We start from the raw sequence: 21,881 nt of genomic DNA on the forward strand, positions 1-21,881 counted from the left end.
ATGGTGAACGGAAAGGCCCCTAAGTGTTGGCGTCAGCCGACACGGCTGTATCGCCGGGGTGACGGACCACTTCGTACTCGCCGTCCTCAGTAATCCCGATGACAGCCCAGTCATAGGATACGTCCTGCCGATTGAGGCGGCGGCTGAGATGCGTCGCATCGTCGGTGCGTGTGACGAAACAACGCAAGTCGCCGCCCTCGGGTATCGGGTCCTGCGAGTCGAGCACTGAGACAGTGACGACGCGCCAGTCGCGTTCCGCTCGCAGTTCGGTGCCAGTGCGCGACACGGTGTATCCGAGGTCGTCGAATATCGACCGGGCCTGCTCGTCGAGTGATGTGGTAACGGCCCCCATCTGAGAGTCAGTACTACCGGCTCTCTGATAAACGTTCCCACTAACTACTTAGCTGATAGTTCTCGCGTGGACGAACAGATGAGAACGACACCGCTTGGCCGTCTAAACAGAGCGTTACTCGTGAGCGGCGTCCCACTCCTCGGCCTTGCGGAGGTTCGAGCAGTCGTTACAGCGGATGCGCCCCATCGAGTCCATCGCGTTGTTGAACGTCTCGCAGTTGCCACAGAAGTAGCCCCAGCGACGCTCGCGGTCGGCGTCGCGGTAGACGACGTAAAACGCGCCTTTCGTACCGGTGTCACCGTCGCTCCGGTCGACGTACAGCGTCTCGCCGTCGGGTCCCTCAAGTGCGTCCATACGTAGTCATGACGGGCCAGCGGCTAAATCACTGCGGAAACCATTAGTCGCTGGTCCCCCTTCACTGTTGGTGTGAGTCCGCGGCTAATCCAGTACTCCGACGTGGAGAAAGCGTACGATACACCCGAGCGGATCGGGCGGTTTGCGGGGACAGTGGCCGCCGCTGACGGCCCGGATGCACTGGTGGTCGGCACCGGGGACAACACCGGGCCGGGGGTGCTGTCGCTGGTCACCGACGGCGAGCAGTCGCTGGACCTCTTCACTGCGGTGACGCCCGCGTTCGAGACGCTGGGCAACCACGATTTCGACCACGGACTCGACGCGACGCGGGAGATTATTGCGAGTTCGCCACAGACGTGGCTGACCGCGAACGTCGAACAGGACGGCGAGCGGTTCGCCCGACGGCAGACCCGACCGTGGGCGAGTCGGACCGTCGACGGGACCCAGGTCGGCTTCGTCGGCGTCACTAGCCCGGACACGGCCTCGGCTAATCCACAGGCGACGACGCTGACGTTCACCGACCCGTTCGAGGCTGTCAGCGAGGCGGCCACAGCGCTTCGAGCGGACGGGGCCGACGTTATTGTCGTGCTCTCGCATCTGGGGCGTACTGACGAGGAACTGGCCCGCACCTGCGACGTGGACGTCATCCTCGGCGGGCACGTCCACGAGCGCCGTATCGACCGCGTCGCCGGGACGCTGCTCACCAGACCCGGAGCCAACGGCCGGGCCGTCGTCGAGGTCGACCTTGCCGGGCCGGAACCGACTGCGGAGTTCCGTGAGACGGCCGACGGCCCTGTCGACGACCGGGTCAGGGCGGCCATCGAGGACCGACTCTCCGCGGCGGGACTGGACGAAGTCGTCGGTCGTGTCGACGACCCTCTCGACCGGCGGCAGGCGACGACCTATGGCGGCGAATGCCGGCTCGGCAACCTCGTCGCTGACGCGTACCGGTGGGCGACGGGCGCAGATGTAGCCCTGCAGAACAGCGGCGGTCTCCGGAACGACACGGTACCGCTCGATGGGGAGCTGACGGTCGCCGATATGATTTCTGTCGTTCCGTTTGAGGAGCCACTGACCGTCGCCGAACTGACGGGTGCGGAACTCCGGACGGTGTGCCGACAGGGAAGCGGGCAGCAGGTCGCGTTCGGCGACCCGGACTGGTGGCACGCCCACTTCAGCGGCGTCGAACTGGTCTGGAACAATGATACACAGACCATCGAGCGGCTACGGGTCGATGGGCGACCGGTACGCGACACCGAGACGTACACGCTCGCGACGAGCAACTACCTCTACTACACCGAACTGGAGTTTCCGGTCCTCACCGAGTCTCACCGGGTCAGCGTCGCCGACGTACAGTACGAGGCGTTGGCCGACTACGTCCGCGAGACCGATATCGCCCCGAGCGTGGACGGGCGACTCACCCGTCGCTAGCGATTTAAACCTCGGCACGGTACATCTCGCCGATGCCACAGGTCGTCGTCCCGGTCAGATACCCGCTTTCGGAAAACTCCCGAGCCACGCTCGCTGAGGCCATTCAGATCGCCGACGAGGAAGACGCGGACCTCACCGTCCTCCACGTAAACCTATACCAGAACAGCCATCGTGTCGACCGGACAGAGCTCAAACGTGCCGTCGAGCAGTCGTTCGGCCACGTCCCGCGGACGCGGTACGTCGTCCGGTCGGGGATGCTCGTCGAAGAGACGATTCTCGACGAGGTCGCCGCACAGGACGCTGATATCGTCGTCATCGGGAGCAAACAGGCGAGTCGCTGGCGACAGATGATTCGGCGGCTGGTCGACGACCCCGATGTCGAACAGTTCCTCCGCGAGGAACTCGATTGCGAAATCGTCACCGTCGAACCGGATGCGCAGTCTAACCGTCACTCGTCGGCGAGGTCATCGGGATCCTGACGTGGCGGGACGGGTGAGTCACCGGAGGCCGCGTGGGTCCGGCCAACGCCGTTCAGTCCGCTCAGTCCGTCATTGAGTGAGACGTTCATCTCCCCGCTGGTGTCGTCGAAGTACAGGTGTGAGTGGGGGTACGCGATCTCGACGTCTGCGTCCTCGAGCCGTCGCCAGACGTTCGTCTGGACTCTCGAGCGGGCAGCGAGCAGTTTGTACGGTTCGGTCACCCAGTACCGGAGTGTCAGCAACACGCCGTGGTCGGCGAACTCGTTGATATACACCGTCGGCGAAGCGGGATACCGGGCTGCGCCGACGCGGATGTCCGGCCCGCCGGAGATGACGTTGTCCACTTCCCGGGCCGCCGCTTCGATGAGGGTCCGCGCGGCGGCGATGTCACTCTCGTACGTGACCATCACGTCGAGCGACAGTCGTGTCCGTGAGTCCTCCGCCGAGTAGTTGACGACATCTCGCTGGCGAATCTCCCCGTTGGGGATGACGAGAAACGTATTGTCGAGGGTGAATATCTTTGTGTGTCTGAGCGTGATGTCCTCGACGAACCCCCGCTGGCCGGTGTCGACGAGTTCAATCATATCTCCGATCTCGAAGGGCTGGTCAGCCAGCAAGAAGACGCCGGAGATCAGGCCCCCGAGAATCGGGGCCAGTACGACACCAACCACGGCTGTGAACACAGTAACGGAAAGCGCGATGTCGCCCAGTTGCAGGCCGTAAATATTCAGGATAGTCAGCAACGCAAAGATGTACACACCGGCACGGATGCCGCGCAGCGCCGTTCGAGTGAGGCTCGGTCGTCGGAACTGCCGAGCGACGCGTCGGCCGAGAAGGCGGACGAGAATCCGGGAGAGGATGATTGCCAGCGCAACGACAATCAGAGATTCCCCGATGTTCACCACCCACATCGGGATATCGAAGGGCAACAGCCCGCCGATGTCGGTAGCCACTTCGGTCGCAGTTTCGGTCGGTGTCGGAGTGGGTGTCTGCAACGGCCAGACAGGGCCAAAACGCATGACATGGAATCGACCCTGCCACGAGAAAAGGATTCCCCTCCCGAACTACTTAGCCCTCTCACTCCGTCTGAGAGAATATGTCCTCCGATGACATTTCGGTGATCCTCTCGGACGACCGGCCACCGGTCGATACGCTGGCGGTCGGCATCTCTGAGTACGGCCTGGCCGGCCTCACGGCCGTCGACTATCTGGCCGACCAGGAGTCGATGCGCGAAATCGGCCATCTGCGGACGCCGGGGCCGCCGTTTATTACTCCCTTCAAGAATGGAACCCCGAGACATCACACGCGGCTGTACGTCGACGAACCGGCGTCCTTTGCCGTCTTGGTTGGCGAGCGCTTCGTGCCGCCGGCTCAGGCAGGGGCCGTCGCCGAGGCAATCGCGACCGCCGGGAGAGAACTGGACGTTTCGAACATTACGATGCTCACCGGCGTCCCCATCGCGCACGGCCCGGACGACCACGCCCCGTTCTACATCGCAACGCCAGCGTATCAGGAAGCGTATCTTGACGACACCGACATCAGGCCGATGGGGAACGGGTTCCTCGAAGGACTGAGTGCGGAGCTTGTCACTCGGGGTATCGATGAGTCGCTTCCGACAGGCGTGTTCACGACACCGACACATCCGCAAGCGCCCGACGCCGCAGCCGCGATCAGACTGCTCACCGCGCTGAAAGCGACCCATGCGATCCAGATCGACACCGGCCTGCTGGAGGCCTTCGCCGCAAACATCGAGGCCCACTATCAGGCGCTCGCAGAACGGATGGACGCTGCCGATACCGACTCACTTCCGGATGACCGAATGTACATGTAATTTCCAACAATTGGGACACTCATCCACATTTTCAGGGATTAAAACTATATCAATTCCACATTGTGCGTGAACAATCAAACATTCTGCCGACACATTTTTGAGCCTACAGTGCGTTCTTTTCTTTGATGACCTCCACCGAAATCTACTCGACCAGCGCGGTCGACTCAGACCCACCACCACAGACGCGGTCCAAGACATCGCTGTTCTGCCCCGACTGCGGTCACGAGAGTGCAGTCACGGGCGACTGGACCACTGAAGCAACCGAGAACAGTTTACAGCTCCGGTGTCCCAACTGTGACACCGTCGTCCAACAGCGGTAAACTACGTACTTACCTCTCGTCCTCTGTAGACGCGGAACTTTCAGGGTTTTCAGCAGGCGGCTTCACTTTGATGAACCCCACGGCGAGATACACCACTGAGGCGGTGGCCAGTATGAGCAAGAAACTCGCTTCTGAAGGACTCTGCAGACTCACACCGACAGTGGCAAGCGTTGCAACGAGTACGGCGGTACACCGGCGGATGGTTTGACGAAGGAGGGCGGTGTCGTCCATACCTGACTTCTTCACGGCCAGCAACAAGAATCTTCGAGCCCGCGTTCCGTTACTGGGACCCGTCCTGCTGGCCAGTGATGCCGGAACGAACGTACAGCAGTCCGTCTCAGTACTCGTGGACTCCGTCGTCAGTGACAACCGTATCCAGCAGGTGCGTCGGCGTGGCGTCGTAGGCCGGGTTCGCGACTTCGAATCCGTCTGCCGGCTCCCGGAGGACCTCCGACGGTGAGCGAATCTCGTTTTCGAAGGCGAAAGCCCCGTCGACGTACTTTGCGGCGGCCCCGACCACTGTCACCGGAACGTCGTTGTCCGCCGCCGCCGTCGCGATCGGATACGTGCCGATGCGGTTGTACAGCGTGTCGTCGACGATGCAGTCCATACCGACGAGCACGCGGTCGACCTCTGGCATGAAGTGGCCGGCGGCGCTGTCGACGATGAGCGTCACGTCGACCCCGTCCCTGTCGGAGAGATGGCGCGTCATCTTTCGGCCGAGGAAGCGTGGTCGGGACTCCGTAACGTACACCTCGAAGCTGTGGCCGGCCTCGATAGCGTCGTCGATGGCCGCAAGCACTGTCGAGGAGAAGTCATGCGTCAACAGCACGTCGTCGTCGGCGATCTCCGACACGGCGCGGGCGGCGGCGCGGTCTTTCGACGACTCGACCGAGTCGATAACGTCGTCGATAGCCTCGTTCGTCAGTTCCTTGGCGGCCGCCACGTCGTCTGGCTCCGCGTCCGAGACGGTGTTCACGATCCGGTGCTGGGTCGTATGGAGGGAGGCGTGTGAGGGGTTCGCTCGCCGGAGGGCGCTGCTGTTCCGGTCGAGCGAACGGAGGTAATCCTCGACCGTCGGGTACTCCCTGTCTGTCAGGTCCCGGAGCGCCTGGGCGGCTTTGACTGCGACCACGGAGGAACTGTGGGTCTGCATCTCCGAGATCTCCTCGACAGTCTCGTCTATCATACCGGTGGCTGTGAGTTGAACCGATATGTGTCTTCCCCTCGCCGTCGAACAGCATTTAACGCCGACTCACATTAGGGCTGATAGACGGCTATGGGACAGTTCAGGACTGAGACGGTCGGGATGACAGAGGGCATCGGCGTCGCCGTACTCGTCGGGCTAACGCTACTCGTGACGGCTATCGTCGGGCTGAACGTCCTCGTCATCGAGGACGACGACGGTGGTGGCCCGCAGGCGAATTTCAGCTACGACTACGTCGAGGACAACGAACTGCTCATCGTCACACACGCTCGCGGCGACGAGTTCGAAGCAGGGAACGTCGAATTCGAAGGGCCGAGCAGAACTGTCACCTGGGCGCAGGTGGCGAACCGCGAGCCTGACGCGATGATTGGTCCGGGCGATATCGCACAGCTGAGCAGCGGTAACGCCTACGAGCGGCGCGTGGGTGCCCGTGACACGATCACGATATATCATAACACGAGTGGAAACCGGACCCAACTGGACCAGTGGGACGGCGCGAACTGACCTGTAAGACTGCTCAGTCCGCCGAAGCGACCGTCTCACGGTCGCTCTGTGCTGGTCGACCGAACCAGTCGTCGAACGAGAGCGGTCCGGCACCCATCGTGAACACCGCCGAGGCCATTCCGAACAGCGTGATGTGCGCGAGCACCGGGTCGTCCGGGAGTCCGAACAGCGTCGTGGTAAACAGGACAAAGGAGACGGCTGCAGCCCCGCGAGTCATGAAGCCGAAGATCAACACCAGCCCGACCAGCATCTCGGTCAGGCCGGCCCCGAGCACCCACATCCCGGCGTCGACAGGGACGACGGCGGTGAGGTCGTACTTTTCGACGACCAGCAGCGCCTGGCCGGGTTCGGCGAGTTTCTGGAACAGTCCGAGATAGATGAACGTCACGCCCATGCCGACACGGACGATAACTGGAACGTACTCACGGTACGATGTCGTCGTTGCGTCCAGAAAGCGCTTGAGATGATGTACCGGGTCGATACGGCCGTAGTAGGTCCCGTCGGTGCTGGCGACCTGCTGAAGCATATGGTCCGCGCTCGGGCGGCCACCGCCCAGAATCAACAGTGCCAGAAAGGCCGGGACGTACTCCATAGCGAGAACGACGCCTGGATCGATGGTCAGTGCCCAGCCGTAGGTCACCAGCCCAATCGTCGTGACGATACGGGTCGCAAGTCCGAACAGGAGGGTGAACCCCAGCCCGATAAACAGGGCACGGACGAGCGGGTTCGTGGTCGGGTCAAACGTCACTGTCGGGGCGAACAGGTATCCCTGAAATCCGGCACCGACGAGTGGTAGCCCCACGCTGAGCCGGAGCATCCACGGGACGAGGTCCGAGTAGCCGACGAGTACGTCTCGAAGGATGACGATGTCCGCAATCGTCGGCCGAACCCAGAGGTACGCGGCGAGGCCGCCAGTCACGGCCAATCCTGAGATGCCGAAAACTGCCGCGTTCACTGGGTTCGACAGCACAGATATCGCAAACGCCACCGCGTCAAGGGCCTCGCCTGGCCCATCAGTCACGTAGTCGACGTGTGCCGCCGCGGGTCGCGAGAGGAGAGTGAGCGCGAGGACGGCGGTGCCGACAACAGTCGGTACGCGTGTGTTCATGCCTGAGAATTCGTGCGCTATCCACCTAACCCTGTTCGTCCAGTCCATGGAGTTGGACGTTTAGATACCCCTCTCTGTAGGCGGTGGAATTATATCCACGCCGCCACTACTTATACGGCAGTGAGCGTCAACATCGAGACACAGATCGTCGAACGCGGGGACGACGAACACGTCGACGCGGCGTGGCGGCTCAAGGAGGACATCCGAGAATCCGACGGCGTCCTTCGACAGCGACGGGGGTTCTTTCGCGACGCCTACCGACGGTCGACCACCTATCTCTACATCGACCGCTCCAAGGACCGCCTCATCGGCTTCGCCGCGGTTCGACGCGACGGCTACATTCTCTTTCTCGCAGTCGACGACGAGTATAGGGGCCACGGCTTCGGCAAGCGGCTCGTCGCCCGCGTCGCCGAGGACTACGGCAGTGTGACCTGCCACGCCCGGGCGACGAATCGGGAGGCCATCGGCTTCTACAAACACATCGGCTTCGAGATTACGCGTCGCATCGACAACTACTACGAGGACGGCGGCGACGCCTACTACCTCAAGCTCGGCGAGGACTCGATTACGGACAAACTGTCGAAGTTCCTGCGCGGCTAAGCGAACGCTTTTCAAGGGACCTCCCCAACGAGGTAGCCGATGGAAGAGCGGACCCGCGCGTACCTCCGTGGCCGGTTCGGCGACCACTACCGACAGGCGTCCGTAACGCCGCCACCGGCCGCGAACGAACGTGAATGGGGGTTCATCCCGTGGACCGAAGGCCCCGGCGAGACGATGGTCCGGCATCGCTCGCTGCTGGACCTCGGGGAAATCGAGGACTTCCTCGGCCGCCGGAAGCCCCGCCACGTCTACTTCTCCGCGGGCCGCTACGACGAACCGAGCGCCTCCACGATGTCGGACAAGGGCTGGCGTTCCTCCGACCTCGTGTTCGACCTCGACGCCGACCACCTGCCCTCCGTTGTGCTCGGCGAGGACAGCTACGCCGAGATGCTCGCCAAATGCAAGGACGCGCTGCTTCGGCTGCTCGACTTTCTGGAGGACGATTTCGGCTTTGATGACCTGACGGTCGTCTTCTCCGGCGGTCGCGGCTACCACGTCCACGTCCGCGACGAGCGCATCCGCCATCTGGAGCGGGACGCGCGCCGGGAGATCGTCGACTACGTCCGCGGCATCGGGCTGGAGTTCGACGAACTCGTCGACGAGGAGTCCGTCGCCGGTACGGCCGGCCGGTCCAGTCCGGCACAGAAGCGGACGCTCTCGACGGAAGGCGGCTGGAGCGCCCGCGCCCACCGACACATGCTCGCTGTCGTCGATGACCTGCTCGCGATGGAGGAGGCCGACGCGCTCGACCGACTGCAGGAGTACGACGGCATCGGCGAGGGGAAGGCGACGGCGGCGCTGAACGCCGCCCGATCGAACTACGAGCAACTGGAAGCTGGCAACATCGACGTACATCCGGCATTCTACCAGCTGGCGAAGATTCTGCTCCACGAGGTCGTCGCGACGGACAACGCACCGATAGATGAACCAGTGACGACGGACACGAACCGACTCATCCGCCTGCCTGGCTCGCTCCACGGCGGCAGCGGGCTTGAAGTCCAGCGTATCGACCGCGACGATATCGACGCCTTCGACCCGCTGGTCGACCCCGTCCCGGAGACGTTCCGGGGCCACGACATCACCGTCGAGGTGACCGACGGCGGCCTCGTCGAGCTAGATGGCGATAGCTTTACACTGGAGGCGGGTAATCAGACTGTACCAGAGCACGTGGGCGTGTTTCTCATGGCCCGCGGGCGTGCCGAGAAGGGGAAGGAATGAACGTAGACGAGCTCCAGTCCGTCCAATCGCGGGAACGCCAGACCGACCAGCTCCAGCAGCTGCGCGAGACGTTCTACGAGGACGCCGGGCAGTTCATTCGACAGCTCCGGGAGGAGCGCGACCGCGCGGCCGAGCGCGCCGAGGACCCGTTCGACTCGCCCGAGGTCAACCGCCTGACGGACGACATCAAGACCGCCGAGCAGACCGTCGAAGCTGTGTACGAACGGCGCGTCGGAAAAATCGTCAAGATGGCGTCGCTGGCCGCGGCGGATATGCCGACCGAGGACGACGGTCTCACACAGGAGGAACGGGATCTGTTCGAGACAATGGTCGAAGCCATCGAATCAAACCGGGGCCACGTCCTCGACGTGATTGCAGGGGAGGCCCCGACCGGCGCGGTCGGCGACGAGCCGAACGCGAGCGAGCGACAGGCCCCCGACCCAGAGCCACACCAGACGGCAAACGAGGCGACGGCCGGTGAACCCGAGCCGGCATCGACGCCGGACTCGGGTGTCGATGCGGCTGATATGATGGGCAGCGGTGGGGACCAGTCACCGCCAGCGGCGGAGTCCGACGCGCCGCCGCCGCCGGAACTGGACACGGGCAGCACCCCCGCTGCCGGCGACCAGTCCGACCCGGCGAGCGTGCCGGCCGACGATAGCGTCCCGGCACCCCCGTCTGAAGGGGGTACCGACTCCCACCCCGAACCGGCGGACCCGAGGGACAGCGGCCAGCAGTCACCGGCCGACCCCGATACGTCTGGGGCCGACGTGGACCGGCGGACGGTCCGCATCACCGACGACGTGGGCGAGATATTCGGCGTCGATCAGCGCGAGTACGACCTCTCGACGGACGACGTAGTGACCCTGCCGGCCGACAACGCCGACCCGCTGGTCGAACAGGACGCCGCCGAGCCGTTAGAATAAGCCGACGCGACAGGGTCGACGGGCCGTTGTCGAAAAAGCCGCTGGATATTTCCTTCCGCAGCAGCGACAGTCTATTTATTTGCAGTTATTCAGTTGACACGTATGGACACGCACGTTCGTATCGTCGTCGCCCTGGTCTTCGGCGTGGTGACGTTCGCTGTCACGACCGTCGTGGTGACCGCCGGCTTCGAACCGGGGATAGAGTTCTCGCTGCTCATCGGACTTCCCGTGGGCGTGTCGGGCAGTCTGACTGCGCTGTTTGCCAGTTACGTCCTGCTGTGGCACCGCGATCAGGCGGCCGCCGGTACGGTTTCCGGGCGCGCTGCTCGCCTTCGGCTGGCCGCGCTGGCGGCCGTCGCGGATTTCTTCGTCGTCACCGCGGCCGGCGTCACCCTCTACACGCTTGCCGACGGAAGCATGGGCATTGGACTGCTGGTCGCGGGGCTCCCGGTGACGCTGCCGCTGGCCGCCGTCGTCGGGTATCTCGCCGCCGGTCGCAGGCGTCGCGAACAGGATGGGCTCCGAACGCAGTAACACGCGCTGTCACGACCGCAGGACTGGCCTACGGCTCCGGCCTGGTCCCGAGCGTGAGCTCGACTGTCTCCTGTGTCCCGTCGCGCTCGACCAGCACGTCGACCGTCTGGCCGGGGCTGGTCTCCAGCGCGAGGAAGCTTCCGAGTGCCTGCCGCGTCGGCGTCGGGGTGTCGTCCATCTGTCTGACCACGTCACCGCCAGTAGGGATTGCTGTTCCCGAAATCACCGTCTCCCCGTCACTCCCCTGCAGAACACCCGCTGCTGGACCGTCACTGACAACACGGGTTATGTACACCCCTGACCCGGGGTCCAGGTTGTTCGCTTCGGCGATCCGCGGCGACACACTCTGGAGTCCAACACCCATATAGGGGTGGTCGTAGTCACCGGTCTGGATGAGCGACGGCACGACGCGCTGTGCGAGCGGGGCCGAGATGGCGAATGCGACGTTGTCGCCGCCGCCGGAGTTGATAACGCCGACTACCTCGCCGTCCAGCGTCACCAGTGGTCCGCCGCTGTTGCCCGGATTGACCGGCGCGTCGGTCTGGACCGCGTCTGCGATAGAGAAGTTGTTGGCGCTCTGGAGCGTGCGGTCGACGCCGCTGACGATGCCCGCGGACACCGAACCGGACAGTCCGAAGGGATTCCCGATAGCGACGACCTCAGTCCCGACCGTGGGCTCGGCCTCGGCAAACGAAAGGGGCGTCACGTCTGGCGTCGCGCCGATGCGAAGGACCGCCAGATCGCTGTACACGTCTGCACCGACCACGGAAGCGGAGCGCCAGCCAGTGTCCGCAAAGCGGACGTAGTATTCGTCCCCGCCCGCGACGACGTGTTCGTTCGTGACGATATGCTCGTCGTCGATGAGGAAGCCGCTCCCTTGCCCGCCACGGGAGTCTTCGGCGTACACTCTGATCGAGACGACGGCATCAGCCACCTCCCGGTACACGCCGGTGTAGACACTGTCGGACTGTGCGGCTGCGCCGGTCGACCCTGACTGAGCCCCGGTTTCACCACCGGAGTCGCTGCCGGTCCCGGGACTCTGACAGCCAGCCGTGGCCGCGACGGCTGTCCCGAGGGCCCCTAACATCGCCCGGCGAGTGAGAGACTGTTTCATACTGGAGCGTGGGTCTGGGCTGCGAAAAAGGCACGGTCAGGACTCGGTGCCGTAACCGGGTCGTTTGATCGCCGTGGGCTGTGGTTTTCGATTCGCCCTCGAAGGCGGGCACAAACTACAATCGTCCCGATAGCATACGGGGGCGCATGGCAGAGGATTCATCGGGAACGAACACGCCGTCACCGGGGTTCGTGTTGCCCGGACTGCGATGCGGTGTCGAGATGGCACTCGTCGGGACAATCGTGTTGCTCATCGGCCTCCCGACCGAGGAACCGATACGGCTGGGCATCGTCTTCCTGTCCGCGCTATTGGCGATGACAGTGGTACTGTTCTGGGCAGTCGGCCGGCATATGCGGCGCTGGATCCGGTACGCACAGGGCAAACCGACGCGGACGACGCCGTTTGATTGAGGGTGCGGCTGGCTCAGTCAGCCACCGGTCGATATCGGCCGATTTAATAACTAATCCGGATTTATTTATTAATCAATCCCACTCTGAGCCGTTACTTTAGCAGCCGAATTAATAAGACCGGGTAGCCTAGCACCGATAATGACTGAGTCTGACAGCTGTTCGAACGATGATGAGTGTGGCAGCGCGAGTGACGACCCCCCTCCAACAACGCACTCGCACGATGGGGCCCACGTCGCACAACTCTCCGTCCCAGAGATGGACTGTCCCTCCTGTGCGGGCAAGGTCGAGTCGAGTGTCCGTGAACTGTCTGGCATCAAGGCCGTCGACCCGCAGGTAGCGACGGGCCGACTCACCGTCGAATACGACGAAGCCGAGACGGACGTGGACGCGATAGCTGCGCGCGTCGACGCGGCGGGCTACACCGTCGCAGACGACGGCGGTGAGACACTGCGGTTCAGCGTCCCGGAAATGGACTGTGCATCTTGTGCCGGGAAGGTCGAGAGCGCGCTCGGTGGAGTCGATGGCATCAGAAGCGCCGAAACACGCCCGACTACCGGAACAGTCGTTGTCACATACGACCGGAACGCGACGGCGGAGCAGGACATCGCGTCGGCTATCGAGAGCGCCGGGTACGAGGTCACGGAGACGACGGGCGAGGACGACACGGGAGCCGGACAGTCGGACGAAAACGACTCGATCTGGACCAGCTCACGGGCGCTGAAGACGTGGGTCAGCGGCGTATTCGTCGCCTTGGGCCTCGTTTTCTTTCTGGAGCTCTTGCTGCCCGGTGCGAACGCGCAGGTCGGAAGCGTTCTGGGGACGGCACTGTACGTCGACGACGTTCTGTTTCTCATCGCTGTGGCCACCGGCGGTCAGGAAATCCTGCGTGGCGGCTACTACTCCCTGAAAAACCGGAACCTCGACATCGATCTGCTGATGTCTATCGCCATCCTGGGCGCACTCGTTGCCAGCCTAGCCTTCGGCGAGGCACTGTATTTCGAGGCCGCCACGCTGGCGTTCCTGTTCAGCATCGCAGAACTGCTGGAACGCTACTCGATGGACCGTGCACGGAACTCGCTTGCGGAACTCATGGACCTCTCGCCCGATGAAGCGACAGTCAAGCGCGACGGGGGCGAGCAGGTACTGCCCGTCGACGAGGTGCAGGTCGGCGATGTCGTCGTCATCAGGCCCGGCGAAAAGATCCCGATGGACGGCGAGGTCCTCGACGGGACCAGCGCCGTCAATCAGGCCCCCATCACAGGCGAGAGCGTCCCGGTCGACAAGACCGAGGGCGACGAGGTGTACGCCGGGACCATCAACGAGGAGGGGTATCTGGAAGTGCAGGTCACGGCGGCGGCCAGCGACAACACGCTCTCGCGCATCGTCCAGATGGTCGAGGACGCCCAGTCGAACAAGACCGAGCGCGAGCAGTTCGTCGAGCGCTTCTCGGCGTACTACACGCCGGTCGTCGTCGCCTTCGCCGTCCTCGTGACGCTGGCGTCCCCTACTGTATTCGGGGTGGCGTGGTCGACCGCCGTCGTACACGGGCTGACACTGCTTGTACTGGCTTGCCCCTGTGCGTTCGTCATCTCGACGCCTGTCTCGGTCGTCTCCGGTATCACTAGCGCCGCCAAGAACGGCGTACTCATCAAGGGCGGGAACCACCTCGAAGCGATGGGCGCGGTCGACGTGGTCGCCTTCGACAAGACGGGCACGCTGACGAAAGGCGAGCTGACTGTCACCGACGTAATTCCACTGAACGGGAACACTGAACAGGAAGTCCTGCAATGCGCCCGCGGCCTCGAACAGCGGAGCGAACACCCCATCGGCGAGGCCATCGTCGCTAGGGCGGGAACTGCCGGCGTCGAAAGCGCCGAAATCGACGACTTCGAGAGCATCACCGGGAAGGGCGTCCGGGCGGACCTCGACGGGACGCCACACTACGCGGGAAAGCCGGGGCTGTTCGAGGACCTCGGCTTCGACCTCTCGCACGTCCACGCCACCACCGACGGCGGCGTCGTCACGAAAACGGCCCAGCAACTCTGTGAGCGCAACAACTGTCTGGACCTGCTTGAGGACGCTGTTCCCGAGCTCCAGGCCGAAGGGAAGACGGTCGTCATCGTCGGGACAGAAGACGAGATAGAGGGCATCGTCGCCGTCGCCGACGAGGTGCGACCGGAGGCGAAAGCCGCCATCTCCCGGCTCCGGAGCCTCGGCGTCGAGCGGACGGTGATGCTCACTGGCGACAACGAACGCACTGCGGGGGCTATCGCCCGAGAGGTCGGTGTCGACGACTACCAGGCCGAGCTTCTGCCCGACGAGAAAGTCGCCGCTATCGACGACCTCGTCGAAGAGTACGACGGCGTTGCTATGGTCGGTGACGGTATCAACGACGCGCCAGCGCTGGCGAGCGCGACCGTGGGCGTCGCGATGGGAGCCGCTGGCACGGACACAGCGCTGGAGACGGCTGACATCGCTCTGATGAGTGACGACCTCTCGAAGCTCCCGTACCTGTACGAACTGGCGAACGACGCCAACGGCGTCATCCGGCAGAACATCTGGGCCAGCCTGGCGGTCAAGGCGGGCCTCGCGCTCGCTGTTCCGTTCGGCGTCGTTCCCATCTGGGCTGCCGTGCTGGCCGGCGATGCCGGCATGACAACGGCCGTGACCGGGAACGCGATGCGACTCTCACGGGTCCGGCCGGACGACGAATAGCGTCGTCGGTGTACTATTAAGTAGACGCCGCGAGTAGCGTGTATCCGGTATGGAACTCACATGGTACGGCCATTCGACGTGGCACGTGACAGTCGACGACACCGAGTTGCTCATCGACCCGTTTTTCGATAACCCACACACAGACACCGACCCCGAGGAACTGGACCCGGACTACGTGTTGTTGACCCACGGCCACGCCGACCACATCGGCGACGTGGACCGCTACGAGGGCAGTGGGCTCGTGGCCACGCCCGAAATCGTCGAGTACTGCGAGGACAACTTCGGCGAGTTCGACGCCGTCGGCGGCATGGGGATGAACCTCGGCGGCACCGTCGAGATCGGCGACGCTTTCGTCACGATGCACCGCGCCGACCACACGAACGGCATGGATACCAGCTACGGCACGAGCGGCGGGATGCCGGGCGGGTTCATCATCTCGGACACGAAGCCGACGCAGGTCAGCGACGCGGAGTCGACGACGTTCTACCACGCCGGCGATACCGGCCTCATGACGGAGATGCGCGACGTCATCGGCCCGTTCCTGGAACCGGACGCCGCAGCCGTCCCGGTCGGTGACCACTTCACGATGGGACCGATGCAGGCCGCCGTCGCCGTCGACTGGCTGGACGTCGACCACGCGTTCCCGATGCACTACGACACGTTCCCGCCCATCGAAATCGACACGCAGGACTTCGTGAACGAGGTCAAAGGCACCGGAAGCGACGCCGAGGTCCACGTCCTCGACGGCGACGAGACCTTCGAGCTCTAATCGGGTCGTTCCACGTCGGTCACGGTAAACCGCGCGCCGCCGTCCTCGCTGTCATCGACGGACAGCGACCAGCCGTGTTCTTTTGCGATCCGGTTAGCGATGTAGAGTCCGAACCCGCTGTTTTGTTTCTCCGACGCGTACCCCGCTTCGAACACCCGCTCCGGTGGCGAAATATCTACGCCAGGGCCATCGTCCGCGACGAAAAAGCCCGACGAGGTGGCACCGACGCGAATCGCAACGTCGGGCCCGCCGTGCTCAACGGCGTTCGAGAGCAGGATCTCAAGAAACAGGCGCATCGACTCTGCGTCCGCCAGCAGTCGCCTGTCGGATGTCACTTCGAGCGATGCCGCTTCGAGCGATAGCGAACTCCACACGTCCCAGACGACCGTCGAGAGCCACTGTTGTTCGGGCTCGAACGCTGGGGAATCGCTCGACGCCAGCGAGACGACTTTATCGACGATACTGGAGAGTCGCTCGATGGACTGCTCCACAGCGCCAATATGTTCGTCGTCGGCTTCGATCTGCGAGAGATGGCCGGTTGACACCTGGAGTTCGTTTCGGAGTTCGTGTGCGGCCAGCAGCGCCACCTTCCGGAGGCGTTCGTTCTGTTGTCTGAGGAGCCGTTCGCGCTCCTTCTGGTCGGTGATGTCCTGTGTCATACCGATGAGGCCGATTAGCTCGTCTGTCTCGTCGTACCAGGGGATCTTCGACGTTCGGAGGTGTTTCCCCATCGACGGCGAGAACTCGTGGACGTCGAGGATGTCGGTCCCGTCGTTGATGACCTGTAGGTCGTCACCGCGTGCTGCATCCAGATACGTCGCCCCGGCAGGAAGCCCGTCTTCGTCCCGACGGCCGAGCAGTTCCGGAGGTGCATACGACGAATCGTTGAGCAACAAATAGTGCCTGTCATCGTCTTTCACGTACAGGTGCTCGGAGTACCGTTCGAACATCGTGGCGAGAATCGTCTCCGGCCGGGATGCCGGTCGTGCAGCCATCGTCTCACGGTTTTCGAGTGCCGCACCGACTGCGGCTGCCAGTTCCGGCGACCCGAGATCGTCGTCAGCAACCGTCCGAATATGCTCTCCGCGGTCCGCCTCACTGCCGTACATTATAACGGGGAGGTTCGGATAGAGGCCGGTGGCCGCCTCCGCGATGTGTCCGCCCGCCATGCCCCCACACGTCACCGGGACGACGAGGCAGTCAACCGCGGTACGTAGCAGCGTCGTATCGACGCATTCGGGCTTGGTTGTCTCGACTGTTGCGTCGATTGCTGCCTGTTCAAGTGCTGCCTGTAACTGCTCTCCGGCAGCAGTATCGACAGCGATGAGGAGGACGGTCGGCGGGGACATCAACACGCCCACGGTTTGTACTGTGATTGTAAATAGGTTTAGCAGTCATGATAAAGATAGAACAGGATACAACAGCGGGACGAGTCCCTACGACCAATACTGGCCAGCGCCGTCCGTAGTGGCCGATCGTTTTCTGTGGCGGCCCGCTAACTGGGCTGACTGGTCGCTATAGAGCACGCTCGTATCACGATGGCTGTCCCCAGATTAGGGAACTGTTCGGTGATCATCGATAGAAAGGGCCGTCAGCAGGACAGTCAATAGCCAATCATGATTCTCAGATGAAAGGATTCACAACATCCGAGTATCCGGACGGCCTATGGTCAGCTGTGTCCGAAACGTACGTGTGTGCCCGATGCCAGGAGGCCGTCGAGCGGGACTTCGAGGTTCGGTCGATCATCAGAACCTGCAGCGAGTGCGGCGAGAACGGACGGTTCCTCCACAGGTCGCTGGTCGAGTCGCTCTCTGCAATCGCCGCTGAGAACCGGCCGGACGGCTGGGACCAGATGACACTGGACGAGCGGTTCGAAGCGGCGCTGAAAGAGGGGCTCATCACGGTCACACGGACGTGAGTCCACGACTCACTCGACGATACTGTCGGGGCTAAACTGCCTGTCCTGTGATTTGAGGCTGTGACCGGTTCGACTCAGTCCCACTTCGCACCGGGGTTCGTCACCGCACCGTTGGCCGCGGAGCCGAAGTCGCTGTGGTACTTCGCCAGCACGCCGCTGTCGTACGTCGGTTCTGGGTCGTAGTCTTCGAGGCGCTGCTCGATTTCGTCATCGGTGAGGTCAACCGACAGTTCGTGGTCGTCGATGTCGATAGTGACGGTGTCGCCGTCCTCCAGCGCGGCGATGGGGCCGCCGACGAACGCCTCGGGGGCGACGTGGCCGATAGAGAAGCCGCGGGTCGCGCCGGAGAAGCGGCCGTCGGTGAACAGTGCCACGTCCTCGGCGTGACCCTGGCCAGCGACGGCCGAGGTCACGCCAAGCATCTCGCGCATCCCGGGGCCGCCCTGTGGCCCCTCGTTGCGGATGCAGATCACGTCGCCGGACTCGACGTGGCCTTCCTGCACGTACTCCATGGCTCCTTCTTCCTGCTCGAACACGCGGACCGGTCCCTCGTGGTGGAGGTGGTCTTCGCCGGTGATCTTGATGACCGCGCCGTCGGGCGCGAGGTTGCCCGAGAGGATGCGGATCGCGCCGCGCTCGTGGATCGGGTCGTCGACAGTGTTGAGATAGTCCACATCGAGATCCTCGACCGTTGGCGGATCGATCTGTTCGAGTTCTTCCGCAATCGTGTTGCCCGTGACGGTGAGCGCGTCACCGTGAAGCAGGCCGGCGTCGTTTAGGGCCCGCAACACGACCGGGACACCGCCGACCTCGTGGAGGTCGTTCATGACCCGCTCGCCGCCGGGCTGGAGGTCGGCGATTTTGGGCGTCCGGGCGCTGATCTCGTTGAACGTCTCGATGTCGAGGTCGATGCCGGCCTCCGCCGCGAGCGCGAGCAGGTGGAGGACGGCGTTGGTCGAACCGCCGACCGCGACCTGCAGGGCGATGGCGTTCTCGAAGGACTCGCGGGTGAGGAAGTCCGAGGGGCTACGACGTTCCTGCACCACCTCGACGGCGAGTTCGCCGGCCCGGCGGGCTTCCTCGTAGCGGGACTCGTGTTCGGCCGGCGGGGAGGCCGACCCAAGCGGCGCGAAGCCGAGTGCCTCGGAAATAGAGGCCATCGTGTTGGCGGTGAACATCCCGCCACAGGAGCCCGCACCGGGGCAGGCGTGGCGTTCCATCTCGTCGAGTTCGCCCTCGCTCATCTCGCCGTCAGCGACCGCACCGACGCCCTCGAAGACGTTCTGGATAGTGACTTCGCGACCGTCGTGTTCGCCGGGCATGATGGACCCGCCGTAGAGGAAGACGCTCGGCAGATCCGTCCGGATGGCGGCCATCATCATCCCGGGCATGTTCTTGTCACAGCCGCCGATGGTGACGATGCCGTCCATCCGCTCGCCGAAGGTGACGAGTTCGACCGAATCGGCGATTATCTCGCGGGAAATGAGCGACGCTTTCATCCCCTCAGTCCCCATCGAGATAGCGTCTGAGATGGTGATGGTCCCGAACTCGATCGGCATCCCTTCGGTGTCGTCGATACCCTCGTAGGCGGCGTCGGCCACGTCGTCGAGGTGGACGTTACACGGCGTGATATCGGCGGCGGGGTTCGCAATGCCGATCATCGGCGAGGACAGGTCCTCGTCGTCGTACCCCATCGCGCGAAACATCGCGCGGTGAGGCGCTTTCTCGTACCCCTCCGTCACTTCAGTACTCCGGAGGTCCGGGTCTTTCTCCGGACGCTCTTGCCGTTCCTGCTTGCTCATATTTGAGCGATGCCGTGAGTAACCATAAATAACTTGTACTCGCGGTAACGTCTCACACGGGAGCGCGGCGAAACCCACCGGTGACAGCAGGTTCTTTTCCGTTGGGGACCTCCGCCGCCGTATGCCGACGGTCACGACCGCCGCGCGACTCCACTTCGGGTTTCAGAACCTCTCGCTCGCCCACGAGCGCCTTTATGGGGGCGTCGGGCTTGCCCTCGACGAGCCGCGGCTGACCGTCGAGGCGACACGGGCCGACACGGTGCAGTGCGACGACCCGGCAACCGAACCGTACGTTCAGCGAGTCGTCGACGCGCTTGACGTGCCCGGCGCTGCTGTCTCCGTCGAGGAGCGGTTCCCGCGACACGTCGGCCTCGGAAGCGGCACACAGCTCTCGCTGGCGACGCTCATCGCCGTCGTTCGGGCCTACGACCGGACCGCTGACGCACGGACCTACGCGCCGCAGCTGGGACGGGGTGGCCGGAGCGGCGTCGGCGTGGCCGCGTTCGAGTCGGGCGGATTCGTCGTCGACGGCGGCCACCCGACGGAGCGGTTCACAGCCGAGCCACCGGCCGAGGGCGACTGGGACGTGCCGCCGGTGCTGGCGCATCACGACGTGCCCGCACACTGGCGGTTCGTCGTCGTCGTTCCGGACACCGATCCCGGCCAGAGTGGGAGTGCGGAGGACCAGAGTATGCGGCAGGCCGTCGAGCGCGCCGACCCCGGCATCGCCGACGAGATATCGACGTTATTGACTCGCCGGGTCCTCCCCGCGATTGCGACCAGAGACCACGACGACTTCGGACAGGCCGCGGCGCGGCTGGGCCGACTCAACGGTGCGTGGTACGCCGACGAACAGGGCGGCGTCTACCGCCCGCCCGCCGGCGCGCTCGTCGATTCACTGGCAAGCGCCCCAGTTATTTCAGGGGCCGGCCAGAGTTCTTGGGGGCCAACCGTCTGGGGACTGACGACAGCGGACTACGAATCGGAGGCCCGCGAAGCGGGCGTGCTGGCACTCGATGCGGCCGATGTCGACGGAACGGTCCGCGTCGTCGCGCCCCGGAACACCGGTGCGTCGCTGACTGAATAGGAGCCAAGCGGCGGGCCGTTCAGTACCAGTCGCCGGAACTAACGACGACTCTTGCAGCCGCCAGTGCGGTTATCCGTCTCGCCAGCAAACCTCCGTCGATGACTGCACTGTTCTCACCGCTAGAACTTCGCGAGACGACAGTCCCGAATCGCGTCATGGTTTCACCGATGTGCCAGTACTCCTGTGACGCCCGCGACGGCCTCGCCACCGACTGGCACCGCACCCACCTCGGCTCCCGTGCCGTCGGCGGCGCGGGGCTGGTCATGACCGAAGCGACCGCCGTCGAAGCTCGCGGCCGTATCTCGCCGGAGGACCTGGGTATCTGGAGCGACGAGCACGCGGCGGCGCTGGAACCGATTACGGAGTTCATCAGCGAACAGGGCAGCGTCCCGGGCATTCAGCTGGCCCACGCTGGCCGGAAAGCCTCCATTGAACGACCGTGGGATGGGCACGACCCGCTCCAGCCCGACGACGGCGGTTGGGAGGTTGTCGGCCCGAGCGACGACCCGTGGCCGTACGAAGACGACGAGGCCCCACCGACGACAGCGCTCGATCAGGACGGTATCGAGGCTGTCATCGATTCGTTCCGTGCCGCCGCCGAGCGCGCACTCGACGCCGGCTTCGAGGTCGCAGAGGTCCACACCGCCCACGGCTACCTCCTGCATCAGTTCCTCTCGCCAGTGACGAACCACCGAGAGGACGACTACGGCGGCGACTTCGAGGGCCGTACGCGGCTAACACGGGAGGTCACCGCTGCTGTCCGCGATGTCTGGCCCGACGACAAGCCGGTGTTCGTCCGTATCTCGGCGACTGACTGGCTCCCCGACCGCGACGCATGGACCGTCGAGGACTCCGTGCGCCTGTCGGACCGACTCGCCGACATCGGTGCGGACTTCATCGACGTGAGCGGCGGCGGCATCCACCCTGAATCCCGCCCCGACTACGCCGGCCCGAACTACCAGCTTCAGTACGCAGAGCGGATTCGAGAGGAAACCGAGTCGGACATCGCCGTCGGCGCTGTCGGCGGCATCACGACGCCCGAACAGGCCGAGGCCGTCATCGCTAACGACCGGGCCGACATGGCTATCGTCGGCCGCGAACACCTCCGGGACCCGTACTTCACGATGACTGCTGCGAAGGAACTCGACGCGACCGACGAAATAGAGGGGCCGCCGCAGTATCGTCGCGCCTGGGGCTTCTGA

At 64.0% G+C, this 21,881-nt stretch carries 24 protein-coding genes; 15 read left to right on the plus strand and 9 right to left on the minus strand.

Annotated elements, in window-relative coordinates; genetic code table 11:
* Nucleotides 1-19: 19 nt before the first annotated feature.
* Both ACYJ11_RS11880 and ACYJ11_RS11885 read right to left on the minus strand, forming a co-directional pair.
* Nucleotides 20-352, minus strand: coding sequence for a DUF7116 family protein (locus ACYJ11_RS11880; RefSeq protein ID WP_005535264.1), 333 nt, complete (start codon nucleotides 350-352; stop codon nucleotides 20-22).
* A 114-nt stretch (nucleotides 353-466) separates the two neighbouring features.
* Nucleotides 467-706 (minus strand): DUF5816 domain-containing protein, encoded by a 240-nt coding sequence (locus ACYJ11_RS11885; protein ID WP_188976276.1) that lies wholly within the window; start codon nucleotides 704-706, stop codon nucleotides 467-469.
* Between the two features lie 72 nt (nucleotides 707-778).
* On the opposite strand from ACYJ11_RS11885, the gene ACYJ11_RS11890 reads away from it, so the two are divergent.
* Both ACYJ11_RS11890 and ACYJ11_RS11895 read left to right on the plus strand, forming a co-directional pair.
* Nucleotides 779-2,137 (plus strand): bifunctional metallophosphatase/5'-nucleotidase, encoded by a 1,359-nt coding sequence (locus tag ACYJ11_RS11890; RefSeq protein ID WP_461647927.1) that lies wholly within the window; start codon nucleotides 779-781, stop codon nucleotides 2,135-2,137.
* Nucleotides 2,138-2,169: 32 nt separating this feature from the next.
* Nucleotides 2,170-2,616 carry a universal stress protein gene (locus tag ACYJ11_RS11895; RefSeq protein ID WP_461647928.1) on the plus strand — a complete coding sequence of 149 codons (447 nt, stop codon included), beginning with the start codon at nucleotides 2,170-2,172 and terminating at the stop codon, nucleotides 2,614-2,616.
* Here ACYJ11_RS11895 and ACYJ11_RS11900 read toward each other — a convergent pair.
* A complete protein-coding gene (locus ACYJ11_RS11900) occupies nucleotides 2,586-3,635 on the minus strand; it encodes a mechanosensitive ion channel family protein (protein WP_188976282.1) in 1,050 nt (349 codons plus the stop codon). The two genes, ACYJ11_RS11895 and ACYJ11_RS11900, sit on opposite strands and share 31 nt — an antisense overlap.
* 77 nt (nucleotides 3,636-3,712) lie before the next feature.
* Here ACYJ11_RS11900 and ACYJ11_RS11905 point away from each other — a divergent pair, with 77 nt between their 5' ends.
* On the plus strand, nucleotides 3,713-4,447 hold the full coding sequence (locus ACYJ11_RS11905) for a proteasome assembly chaperone family protein (RefSeq protein ID WP_461647929.1): 735 nt from the start codon (nucleotides 3,713-3,715) through the stop codon (nucleotides 4,445-4,447).
* Between the two features lie 125 nt (nucleotides 4,448-4,572).
* Nucleotides 4,573-4,767, plus strand: coding sequence for a hypothetical protein (locus tag ACYJ11_RS11910; protein WP_005535251.1), 195 nt, complete (start codon nucleotides 4,573-4,575; stop codon nucleotides 4,765-4,767).
* Nucleotides 4,768-4,776: 9 nt separating this feature from the next.
* On the opposite strand, the gene ACYJ11_RS11915 is transcribed toward ACYJ11_RS11910, so the two are convergent.
* A complete protein-coding gene (locus ACYJ11_RS11915) occupies nucleotides 4,777-4,998 on the minus strand; it encodes a hypothetical protein (RefSeq protein ID WP_005535249.1) in 222 nt (73 codons plus the stop codon).
* Between the two features lie 106 nt (nucleotides 4,999-5,104).
* The gene (locus ACYJ11_RS11920) at nucleotides 5,105-5,956 is read right to left on the minus strand and encodes a translation initiation factor eIF-2B (protein ID WP_005535247.1); all 852 of its coding nucleotides are present in this window, start codon (nucleotides 5,954-5,956) and stop codon (nucleotides 5,105-5,107) included.
* 90 nt (nucleotides 5,957-6,046) lie between these two features.
* Here ACYJ11_RS11920 and ACYJ11_RS11925 point away from each other — a divergent pair, with 90 nt between their 5' ends.
* Entirely contained in the window at nucleotides 6,047-6,478 is a 432-nt protein-coding gene (locus ACYJ11_RS11925; protein WP_461647930.1) for a type IV pilin, read from the plus strand.
* A 13-nt stretch (nucleotides 6,479-6,491) separates the two neighbouring features.
* Here ACYJ11_RS11925 and ACYJ11_RS11930 read toward each other — a convergent pair whose 3' ends face one another.
* On the minus strand, nucleotides 6,492-7,586 hold the full coding sequence (locus ACYJ11_RS11930) for a DoxX family protein (protein ID WP_461647931.1): 1,095 nt from the start codon (nucleotides 7,584-7,586) through the stop codon (nucleotides 6,492-6,494).
* A gap of 120 nt (nucleotides 7,587-7,706) precedes the next feature.
* On the opposite strand from ACYJ11_RS11930, the gene ACYJ11_RS11935 reads away from it, so the two are divergent.
* From ACYJ11_RS11935 to ACYJ11_RS11950, 4 genes are all read left to right on the plus strand, one after another.
* A complete protein-coding gene (locus ACYJ11_RS11935) occupies nucleotides 7,707-8,186 on the plus strand; it encodes a GNAT family N-acetyltransferase (RefSeq protein WP_170098070.1) in 480 nt (159 codons plus the stop codon).
* A gap of 39 nt (nucleotides 8,187-8,225) precedes the next feature.
* Nucleotides 8,226-9,404, plus strand: coding sequence for a DNA primase small subunit PriS (priS, locus tag ACYJ11_RS11940; RefSeq protein ID WP_461647932.1), 1,179 nt, complete (start codon nucleotides 8,226-8,228; stop codon nucleotides 9,402-9,404).
* Nucleotides 9,401-10,330, plus strand: coding sequence for a hypothetical protein (locus tag ACYJ11_RS11945; protein WP_461647933.1), 930 nt, complete (start codon nucleotides 9,401-9,403; stop codon nucleotides 10,328-10,330). The genes priS and ACYJ11_RS11945 overlap by 4 nt, the downstream gene beginning before the upstream one ends.
* A gap of 102 nt (nucleotides 10,331-10,432) precedes the next feature.
* Entirely contained in the window at nucleotides 10,433-10,864 is a 432-nt protein-coding gene (locus ACYJ11_RS11950; RefSeq protein WP_461647934.1) for a hypothetical protein, read from the plus strand.
* A gap of 28 nt (nucleotides 10,865-10,892) precedes the next feature.
* Here ACYJ11_RS11950 and ACYJ11_RS11955 read toward each other — a convergent pair whose 3' ends face one another.
* The gene (locus ACYJ11_RS11955) at nucleotides 10,893-11,978 is read right to left on the minus strand and encodes a S1C family serine protease (RefSeq protein WP_461647935.1); all 1,086 of its coding nucleotides are present in this window, start codon (nucleotides 11,976-11,978) and stop codon (nucleotides 10,893-10,895) included.
* A gap of 146 nt (nucleotides 11,979-12,124) precedes the next feature.
* Here ACYJ11_RS11955 and ACYJ11_RS11960 point away from each other — a divergent pair, with 146 nt between their 5' ends.
* From ACYJ11_RS11960 to ACYJ11_RS11970, 3 genes are all read left to right on the plus strand, one after another.
* A complete protein-coding gene (locus ACYJ11_RS11960; RefSeq protein WP_170098065.1) occupies nucleotides 12,125-12,388 on the plus strand; it encodes a hypothetical protein in 264 nt (87 codons plus the stop codon).
* A 138-nt stretch (nucleotides 12,389-12,526) separates the two neighbouring features.
* Complete coding sequence (locus ACYJ11_RS11965; protein WP_461647936.1) at nucleotides 12,527-15,103, plus strand: heavy metal translocating P-type ATPase; 2,577 nt, start codon at nucleotides 12,527-12,529, stop codon at nucleotides 15,101-15,103.
* 49 nt (nucleotides 15,104-15,152) lie between these two features.
* Entirely contained in the window at nucleotides 15,153-15,872 is a 720-nt protein-coding gene (locus ACYJ11_RS11970; protein WP_005535234.1) for a metal-dependent hydrolase, read from the plus strand.
* Here the strand turns inward: ACYJ11_RS11970 and ACYJ11_RS11975 are convergent.
* Entirely contained in the window at nucleotides 15,869-17,221 is a 1,353-nt protein-coding gene (locus tag ACYJ11_RS11975; RefSeq protein ID WP_461647937.1) for an ATP-binding protein, read from the minus strand. The two genes, ACYJ11_RS11970 and ACYJ11_RS11975, sit on opposite strands and share 4 nt — an antisense overlap.
* 326 nt (nucleotides 17,222-17,547) lie before the next feature.
* Between ACYJ11_RS11975 and ACYJ11_RS11980 the strand changes: the two genes are divergently transcribed.
* The gene (locus tag ACYJ11_RS11980) at nucleotides 17,548-17,790 is read left to right on the plus strand and encodes a hypothetical protein (protein WP_005535231.1); all 243 of its coding nucleotides are present in this window, start codon (nucleotides 17,548-17,550) and stop codon (nucleotides 17,788-17,790) included.
* A 74-nt stretch (nucleotides 17,791-17,864) separates the two neighbouring features.
* Here ACYJ11_RS11980 and ilvD read toward each other — a convergent pair whose 3' ends face one another.
* Complete coding sequence (gene ilvD / locus ACYJ11_RS11985; protein ID WP_461647938.1) at nucleotides 17,865-19,592, minus strand: dihydroxy-acid dehydratase; 1,728 nt, start codon at nucleotides 19,590-19,592, stop codon at nucleotides 17,865-17,867.
* Between the two features lie 121 nt (nucleotides 19,593-19,713).
* On the opposite strand from ilvD, the gene ACYJ11_RS11990 reads away from it, so the two are divergent.
* The gene (locus ACYJ11_RS11990) at nucleotides 19,714-20,679 is read left to right on the plus strand and encodes a beta-ribofuranosylaminobenzene 5'-phosphate synthase family protein (RefSeq protein WP_461647939.1); all 966 of its coding nucleotides are present in this window, start codon (nucleotides 19,714-19,716) and stop codon (nucleotides 20,677-20,679) included.
* A gap of 98 nt (nucleotides 20,680-20,777) precedes the next feature.
* Nucleotides 20,778-21,881: an NADH:flavin oxidoreductase/NADH oxidase gene (locus ACYJ11_RS11995; protein WP_461647940.1), complete on the plus strand. Its 1,104-nt coding sequence runs from the start codon at nucleotides 20,778-20,780 to the stop codon at nucleotides 21,879-21,881.

This window comes from Haloarcula sp. H-GB5, from assembly GCF_054850705.1.

What these genes read in the sequence shown, in the direction of transcription:
- ACYJ11_RS11945 (WP_461647933.1), top strand. Translation starts at nt 9,401, where the DNA reads ATGAACGTAGACGAGCTCCAGTCCGTCCAATCGCGGGAACGCCAGACC.
- ACYJ11_RS11990 (WP_461647939.1), top strand. Translation starts at nt 19,714, where the DNA reads ATGCCGACGGTCACGACCGCCGCGCGACTCCACTTCGGGTTTCAGAAC.
- ACYJ11_RS11880 (WP_005535264.1), bottom strand. Translation starts at nt 352, where the DNA reads ATGGGGGCCGTTACCACATCACTCGACGAGCAGGCCCGGTCGATATTC.
- ACYJ11_RS11895 (WP_461647928.1), top strand. Translation starts at nt 2,170, where the DNA reads ATGCCACAGGTCGTCGTCCCGGTCAGATACCCGCTTTCGGAAAACTCC.
- ACYJ11_RS11995 (WP_461647940.1), top strand. Translation starts at nt 20,778, where the DNA reads ATGACTGCACTGTTCTCACCGCTAGAACTTCGCGAGACGACAGTCCCG.
- ACYJ11_RS11970 (WP_005535234.1), top strand. Translation starts at nt 15,153, where the DNA reads ATGGAACTCACATGGTACGGCCATTCGACGTGGCACGTGACAGTCGAC.
- ACYJ11_RS11960 (WP_170098065.1), top strand. Translation starts at nt 12,125, where the DNA reads ATGGCAGAGGATTCATCGGGAACGAACACGCCGTCACCGGGGTTCGTG.
- ACYJ11_RS11910 (WP_005535251.1), top strand. Translation starts at nt 4,573, where the DNA reads ATGACCTCCACCGAAATCTACTCGACCAGCGCGGTCGACTCAGACCCA.
- ilvD (WP_461647938.1), bottom strand. Translation starts at nt 19,592, where the DNA reads ATGAGCAAGCAGGAACGGCAAGAGCGTCCGGAGAAAGACCCGGACCTC.
- ACYJ11_RS11930 (WP_461647931.1), bottom strand. Translation starts at nt 7,586, where the DNA reads ATGAACACACGCGTACCGACTGTTGTCGGCACCGCCGTCCTCGCGCTC.
- ACYJ11_RS11920 (WP_005535247.1), bottom strand. Translation starts at nt 5,956, where the DNA reads ATGATAGACGAGACTGTCGAGGAGATCTCGGAGATGCAGACCCACAGT.
- ACYJ11_RS11975 (WP_461647937.1), bottom strand. Translation starts at nt 17,221, where the DNA reads ATGTCCCCGCCGACCGTCCTCCTCATCGCTGTCGATACTGCTGCCGGA.
- ACYJ11_RS11885 (WP_188976276.1), bottom strand. Translation starts at nt 706, where the DNA reads ATGGACGCACTTGAGGGACCCGACGGCGAGACGCTGTACGTCGACCGG.
- ACYJ11_RS11955 (WP_461647935.1), bottom strand. Translation starts at nt 11,978, where the DNA reads ATGAAACAGTCTCTCACTCGCCGGGCGATGTTAGGGGCCCTCGGGACA.
- ACYJ11_RS11925 (WP_461647930.1), top strand. Translation starts at nt 6,047, where the DNA reads ATGGGACAGTTCAGGACTGAGACGGTCGGGATGACAGAGGGCATCGGC.
- ACYJ11_RS11900 (WP_188976282.1), bottom strand. Translation starts at nt 3,635, where the DNA reads ATGCGTTTTGGCCCTGTCTGGCCGTTGCAGACACCCACTCCGACACCG.
- ACYJ11_RS11965 (WP_461647936.1), top strand. Translation starts at nt 12,527, where the DNA reads ATGACTGAGTCTGACAGCTGTTCGAACGATGATGAGTGTGGCAGCGCG.
- priS (WP_461647932.1), top strand. Translation starts at nt 8,226, where the DNA reads ATGGAAGAGCGGACCCGCGCGTACCTCCGTGGCCGGTTCGGCGACCAC.
- ACYJ11_RS11950 (WP_461647934.1), top strand. Translation starts at nt 10,433, where the DNA reads ATGGACACGCACGTTCGTATCGTCGTCGCCCTGGTCTTCGGCGTGGTG.
- ACYJ11_RS11905 (WP_461647929.1), top strand. Translation starts at nt 3,713, where the DNA reads ATGTCCTCCGATGACATTTCGGTGATCCTCTCGGACGACCGGCCACCG.
- ACYJ11_RS11915 (WP_005535249.1), bottom strand. Translation starts at nt 4,998, where the DNA reads ATGGACGACACCGCCCTCCTTCGTCAAACCATCCGCCGGTGTACCGCC.